The 6,534-nt window shown below is 61.4% G+C and carries 6 protein-coding genes; 5 read left to right on the top strand and 1 reads right to left on the bottom strand.

Annotated elements, in window-relative coordinates:
* Nucleotides 1-1,134, top strand: a 1,134-nt coding sequence (locus CKO36_RS18325; RefSeq protein ID WP_200286353.1) for an RNA-guided endonuclease TnpB family protein, incomplete at its 5' end; no start/stop codon positions are given.
* A 15-nt stretch (nt 1,135-1,149) separates the two neighbouring features.
* A complete protein-coding gene (locus tag CKO36_RS18320; RefSeq protein ID WP_200286352.1) occupies nt 1,150-1,428 on the top strand; it encodes a diguanylate cyclase in 279 nt (92 codons plus the stop codon).
* Between the two features lie 110 nt (nt 1,429-1,538).
* Here CKO36_RS18320 and CKO36_RS18315 read toward each other — a convergent pair whose 3' ends face one another.
* Complete coding sequence (locus tag CKO36_RS18315; RefSeq protein ID WP_200286351.1) at nt 1,539-2,471, bottom strand: histone deacetylase family protein; 933 nt, start codon at nt 2,469-2,471, stop codon at nt 1,539-1,541.
* Between the two features lie 86 nt (nt 2,472-2,557).
* Here CKO36_RS18315 and CKO36_RS18310 point away from each other — a divergent pair, with 86 nt between their 5' ends.
* The 3 genes from CKO36_RS18310 to CKO36_RS18300 form a co-directional block, all read left to right on the top strand.
* On the top strand, nt 2,558-5,236 hold the full coding sequence (locus CKO36_RS18310; RefSeq protein ID WP_200286350.1) for a bifunctional acetate--CoA ligase family protein/GNAT family N-acetyltransferase: 2,679 nt from the start codon (nt 2,558-2,560) through the stop codon (nt 5,234-5,236).
* 69 nt (nt 5,237-5,305) lie between these two features.
* Entirely contained in the window at nt 5,306-6,196 is an 891-nt protein-coding gene (gene cysM / locus CKO36_RS18305) for a cysteine synthase CysM (protein ID WP_200286349.1), read from the top strand.
* Nucleotides 6,197-6,259: 63 nt separating this feature from the next.
* Nucleotides 6,260-6,534: MerR family transcriptional regulator (locus tag CKO36_RS18300; protein WP_200286348.1), on the top strand; the 275-nt coding region annotated here is incomplete at its 3' end.

The following is a 6,534-nucleotide window of genomic DNA, read 5'->3' as shown; positions in this document are numbered from 1 at the left end:
GCCAAGGTCAAGGCGCGCCGCTGCATCTGGCGTCACACCCAGGATCAGGCTGAGCAAAAACGCCTGTTCACCGCGCTCAAGCGCAACGAATGGACAAGCGATCCCTACCTGTGCCGGATCATGCGTCAGGACTGGGCGCGCGGGCATAATCACACCCACAACCAGATCATCGTCCGCTCAGACAACTACACCACCTTCCAGTGCGGCGGGCGCGCCTGGATCAAGATTCCCGGCCTCATCAAAGGCACTCGCATCGCCATCCCGCTCAACACCACCGTCGAGCCGACCGGCACCCTGCGGATCATCATCAAAAACGATGATCGCATCGAAATCCATACCACCATTGAGGTCGAGATCACCCAGGATTGCGGCATGCGCACCTTGGGCATCGACAAAGGCTACTCCGAGGTGCTGGTTGATTCCGACGGGGAACATCATGGCACGGAGCTAGGCGCGATCCTCACCGAGCAATCCGACAAGCTCAAAGCCAAGTACCAGCGCCGATCAAAACTGCACGCACTCGCCAAGAACAGCCGCAACCCGCGCAAGCGTGAACACATTCGCCAGTTCAATCTCGGGCGCAAGACGCTGAATCGACAGATAGACAACACCCATGCGCGCATCCGCGACCTGGTGTTCCAGTCGGTTCACAAGGTCGTCGACAAAGCCGCTGTGATCGCGGCGGAAGATTTAACCGCCCCGATGGCGGGCAAGTCCTTCGGCAAGCACGTCAATCGTCGGCTGGCAAGCTGGACGAAAGGCGTCATTGCCGAAGCACTTGACAGTGTTTCAAGCCGTCGAGGTTCGACGGTCGTTCTGGTCAATCCGGCCTATACATCGCAAATGGATTCCCGCAACGGAGGCCTGCTGGGCCGCCGCCAAGGGGATCGGTTTCACTGTTTCGACGGGGTTGTGTTGCAGGCGGATCAGAACGCTGCGCAAAACGTGCTGGCACGGTTGTCCGACCCGGACATCGAGCGGTTCACGCCGTATCGAACGGTGAAGGCGATCTTGCAAGCACGGACTGAGCGCCTTCGGTTGGGACTGCTCAACCAGGACTCCAGTTGCTCGCCCGGACAAAATCGGGTGCTATCAACGGAGAGCGAATTACCGAATGAGCACTTTCGAGTATGAAATTCGGAGCAGTTCGTGGTTATCCTCAGTGAGACCGACGCCACCGCGTTGCCCGCTCTCGCCAACCAGTTGCGCGAGCAGGTGCATGACATGCGCTTGCGGCACGAGGACTCTCCCCAGAGCGTGGTCACAGTGAGTCTGGGCGCCGCCCTAGCCGAGTCGATGCAAGATGTCGCCCCTGAATTCGTATTACAGCGGGCGGACGAGGCCCTCTACGCGGCTAAGCAAGGCGGGCGTAATCGCGCCGTTGTGTTTGCGGCCTGCCCCGTGATCCCAAAAGAAAACACGGCTTAACCGAAATCACCAAGCAAAGAGTCAGCCATCGGATCATGCCCCAGGGGTGCAGAGAAAATAATAGGCGCATCAAAGGCGCCGGCCAGCGCGTCCAGAAGGCAATCACCGTCTTACACCTGCCCGATCAATTCATCAATATGGGTGCTGACGGAGCGTCCGAGTGCAGACAGCGCATAGCCGCCTTCAAGCACCGAGACAACGCGTTCCTGGGCGTGGCGGGCGGCGAGGTCATGCAGCTCGCGGGTGACCCAGGCGTAGTCCGGCTCGCGAAGCATGAAATGCGCCATGTCATCCTCGACATGGCCGTCGAAGCCGGCGGAGATCAGAATCAGCTCGGGCTGGAAGGCGTCAAGTCGTGGCAGCCAGGTTTGCTCGACCGCCGCGCGATAGGCGTTACCGTCGGTGCGTGCCGGTAGCGGCAAATTGGCGACATTGGGCGCCTGACTGTCGGCTCCGCTGCCGGGGTAGAAGGGATGCTGAAAGCTGGAGCAGAACAGCACCCGCTCATCACCGGCGAAAATATCCTCAGTGCCATTGCCGTGATGCACATCAAAATCAACAATAGCAATGCGCTGGAGACCATGCTGAGCCAGGGCATGGGCGGCGCCGACGGCGACATTGTTGAAAAAACAAAAACCCATCGCCTGATGGCGCTCGGCATGATGCCCAGGTGGACGCACGGCGCAAAAGGCGGCATGGTGCTTGTCAGTCATCACCAGATCAATGCCGAGCATGGCAGCACCGGCGGCACGGCGCGCGGCGTTCAGGGTGCCGGCGTTCATAGCGGTGTCGCCATCGACCCAGGTCAGCACGTCGGAGGCATGAGGGGCGTTGCTGAACAGCATTTCAACATAGTCGGCGTCATGCACCCGCAGCAGGGCTTCGCGCTCGGCCATGGGCGCGTCATAATGGGTCAGTAGCATCTCCATGCCAGAGGCGATCAACCGGTCGGTGATCGCGTGCAGGCGCTCGGGTACCTCAACATGGTGCGCGCCCATGCGATGCTCCAGACAATCGGGATGAGAGATGAAAGCGAGATTCATGATGATGGCTGTGCAGTGCTCAGTAGTGGGTAATCCGTTCTGCTGACCCTAACTTTAGCCGCTTTGCCCCAGGAGGGCACCCTGCAATGCGTTTGTCGGATGTTGATCAGTTATTTGTCCCTACAGCGGTGGCGGTGTTTGGCGCCAGTGATCGCGAGGGGTCGGTGGGTGGCTTGGTGTTTCGCAACCTGCTGACCAGCGAGTTTAAGGGGAGTTGTTACGCGATCAACCCCAAGTATGAGCAGGTTGCCGGGGAGCCTTGCTATCCGAGCCTGGCCGCATTGGACAAGCATATCGAGCTGGCGCTGATTGCAACGCCGGCGGACAAGGTCGCCGGCATTCTGGATCAGTGTGGCGAAGGTGGGGTGCGCGCGGCAGTGGTGCATTCGGCCGGCTTTGCCGAGCGTGGTGAGCGCGGCGCGGCGCTGCAAGAGAAACTGGTCGCGGCCGCACGGCGCAATCGCATCCGGGTGTTGGGACCGAACTGTCTTGGGGTCATGCGTCCCGCGCATGGGCTGAACGCCACCTTTGGCAATGAGCCGGCGCTGGCCGGTCATGTCGCCCTGGTGTCGCAGTCCGGCGCCGTCTGCACCGCTATGCTCGACTGGGCTGGGCCACGCCGCATCGGCTACTCGGCGGTGGTGTCACTGGGCGCGGCAGCGGATGTCGATTTTGGCGATGTGCTCGACTATCTGGCGCTGGATTCTCAGACTCACAGCATTTTGCTCTATGTCGAAGGGATTCGTGATGCACGCCGCTTCATGAGCGGGCTGCGCGCGGCGGCGCGGCTGAAACCGGTGGTGGTGGTCAAGACTGGCCGCCACCCGGCTGGTTCGCGCGCGGTCAAGTCACACACCGGCGCCTGGGTGGGCTCCGCAGAGGTGTTTCGCGCGGTCATGGAACGCGGGGGCGCGGTGCAGGTCGATACCCTGGATCAACTCTTCGCCGCAGCGCAGGTGTTCGGCGCCGGGCGACGGCTGCCGGGGCGGCGCATCGCCATTATTACCAACGGCGGTGGACCGGGTGTCTTGGCGGCGGATCGTGCGGTGGAGCTGGGACTGAAGTTGGCCACGCTGAGCGATGCGACCCGGGCTGAGCTGGAAAAGCTGCTGCCCGAGTACTGGTCGCATGGCAATCCGATTGATGTGATTGGTGATGCGCCGGTGGAGCGCTATGGACAGGCGTTGCGTCTGTGTCTGGAGGATACGCAGGTCGATGGCGTGCTGGCGATTCTGGCGCCGGTGGCCAGTGTGGATGCAACGGCTGTGGCGCGCGAGGTGATCGAAGCAGCGGCGAAAACCCGCAAGCCGGTATTGGCCTGCTGGATGGGGGCAACTCGGGTGGCTGAAGCCCATGCGCTCTTCTCCGAACATGGCGTGCCCTGTTATGACTTGCCCGAAGCGGCGGCTGAGGCGCTGTCTTTCCTCGGCCGTCAGCAGCGCAATCAAAAGTTGCTGATGCAGTCACCAGGGCCACTGTCACAGCAGTTGATGCCGGATGTCGAGGGCGCGCGCCTGATCATCGAAGGCGTGATGGCCGAGGGACGCAAGACGCTTGGCACCATCGAGGCCAAGGCGATTCTGGCCGCCTTTCGCATCCCCACCACCCAGACGGTGCTGGCGCGCACCCCCAATGAGGCGCTGATCGCTGCTGAGGCGCTGTCTTTTCCGGTGGTGATGAAGATCAACTCGCCGGATATTCGTTACAAATCCGATGTCGATGGCGTGCGGCTTAATCTGAATCATGCCCAGAGCGTGCGCCGTGCCTTCATCGAGCTGACCGAGCGCGCGCGCAGTCTGCGTCCGGAGGCGACGATCGAAGGGGTAACGGTTGAGCACATGATTCCGACTCGCGCCGCGCGTGAGCTGATGGTGCGGGTGGCGCGTGATCCCATCTTCGGTCCAGTGATCAGCTTCGGCGCCGGTGGCACTGACACCGATGTGCTGGAGGATCACGCGCTTGGCCTGCCGCCGCTCAACGCCTTTATCATTCAGACCATGATCGAGCACACTCGGGTGGCGCGTCTGATGGGCGCCTTCGGCAACATGCCGCCGATGAACCGTCAGGCGCTGGCGCGGATTCTGCAGCGCGTCTCGGAGATGGTGTGCGAACTGGCGGAGGTCATTGAGCTGGAGATCAACCCGCTGATCGGCAATGATCTCGATGTGATTGCGGTGGATGCGCGCATTCAGGTCGCCTATCGTCCGCCACAGATGCCGGTCTATGGCCACATGGCGATTCATCCCTATCCGCAGCATTTGATCGAACGGGTGCCGCTGCCGGATGGCGCCGATCTGACCATCCGCCCGATCCGCCCCGAGGATGCGCAGATGGAACAGGACTTTGTGCGCGGTCTCTCGGAGCAGACCAAGTATTTCCGCTTCATGCAGGCGATCAAAGAACTGACCCCGGAGATGCTGGTGCGCTTCACCCAGATCGACTACGACCGCGAAATGGCGCTGATCGGGGTGGTAGTGGATCAGGGCTCGGAGGTTGAGGTCGGCGTGGCGCGCTATATGTCGCGTCCGGGTGGGGATACCTGTGAATTCGCCATCGTGGTTTCGGATGAATGGCGCAATCGCGGCATCGGTGCGCGCCTGATGCGCTCGCTGATGCAGAATGCTCGCGCCAAGGGGCTGCGCATCATGGAAGGCGAGGTGCTGAGCGCCAATACCCGCATGCTGGCGTTGGTGAAATCGCTCGGCTTCCGCATCGAAAGCGACAAGCTGGATACCAGCATCAAGCAGGTGACCAAGGTGTTGTAGGGTTCGTGTATAGCGTTTGCAATCGCTGGGCCTTAGGAATCTGCAACGAACACGCATGGAAAAACACTGATGAACTACTCCAACATTGAATCCCTGATCGGCAACACGCCGCTGGTGCGTCTGCAACGACTGCCAGGCAAAACCAGCAACTGCATTCTAGCCAAGCTGGAGGGGCAGAATCCCGCCGGTTCGGTGAAGGACCGTGCGGCACTGAGTATGATCCAGCGCGCTGAGCAGCGCGGGACCATTCAGCCAGGGGATACGCTGATTGAGGCCACCAGCGGCAACACCGGCATTGCGCTGGCGATGGCGGCGGCCATGAAGGGGTATCGTTTGGTGTTGGTCATGCCGGAGAATATGAGCGTCGAGCGGCGCCAGTCTATGGCCGCCTTTGGCGCCGAGATTCGCCTGACCCCCAAGGAGGGCAGTATGGAGGCGGCGATTGACCTGGCCTGCGAGCTGGAGTCCCAGGGGCAGGGCGTGCGCCTGGATCAGTTCTCCAATCCGGATAATCCCGAGGCGCATTTTGAAACCACCGGCCCGGAGATCTGGCGCGACACTCAGGGCACGGTGACGCATTTCGTCAGTGCCATGGGCACCACCGGCACTATCATGGGGGTGAGCCGCTATCTGAAAACGCGCAGCCCGAGTCTGCGCATTGTGGGTGTGCAGCCGCAGGAGGGCTCCAGCATTCCTGGCATCCGCCGCTGGCCAGCGGCCTATCTGCCTAAGATTTATGACGCCGCGCGGGTGGATCAGGTGATCGATATCAGTCAGGCCGAGGCCGAGGAAACCACCCGGCGTCTGGCGGCGGAGGAGGGCATCTTTGCCGGGATCTCCTCGGGTGGCGCGGTGGCGGCGGCCCTGAAGCTGTCGCGTGAATGCGAAGCGGCGGTGATCGTGGTCACTATCTGTGACCGTGGTGATCGTTATCTGTCCACCGGCGTGTTTCCGGCCTGAGCCTTTGTAGGAGTAATTAACAGTTGCTTGATTTCTTCCCAGAGCTGTCTATAATTATGTAATATGAGCAGCTACTACAGCATCGGAGAATTTGCCAAGCGGATTGGTCGCTCGGTGCAGACCGTGCGGCGCTGGGAGCGCGAAGGGAAGCTCGCGGCCAAGCGCCATCCGTCCGGGCATCGCTATTTTGACGAAGCGGATGTGCGCCTACTGACGGGTGGCGCTCCGGAGAAACGCGACGTCGTGGTTTATTGCCGGGTTTCCAGTGCTGGACAAAAAGACGATCTCGCCTCGCAGGTGCAAGCGATGGAAACCTACTGCCTGGGTGCGGGAATCGC

This window comes from Rhabdochromatium marinum, from assembly GCF_016583795.1.
In the GTDB taxonomy this organism is placed as follows: Bacteria; Pseudomonadota; Gammaproteobacteria; order Chromatiales; family Chromatiaceae; genus Rhabdochromatium; species Rhabdochromatium marinum.
The sequence above is the reverse complement of the archived record's forward strand: the minus strand, read 5'-3'. Positions and strand labels throughout refer to the sequence as shown.

Excerpts from the sequence above, each read along its gene's own strand:
- CKO36_RS18315 (WP_200286351.1), bottom strand. The coding sequence starts at position 2,471 with ATGAATCTCGCTTTCATCTCTCATCCCGATTGTCTGGAGCATCGCATG.
- CKO36_RS18310 (WP_200286350.1), top strand. The coding sequence starts at position 2,558 with ATGCGTTTGTCGGATGTTGATCAGTTATTTGTCCCTACAGCGGTGGCG.
- cysM (WP_200286349.1), top strand. The coding sequence starts at position 5,306 with ATGAACTACTCCAACATTGAATCCCTGATCGGCAACACGCCGCTGGTG.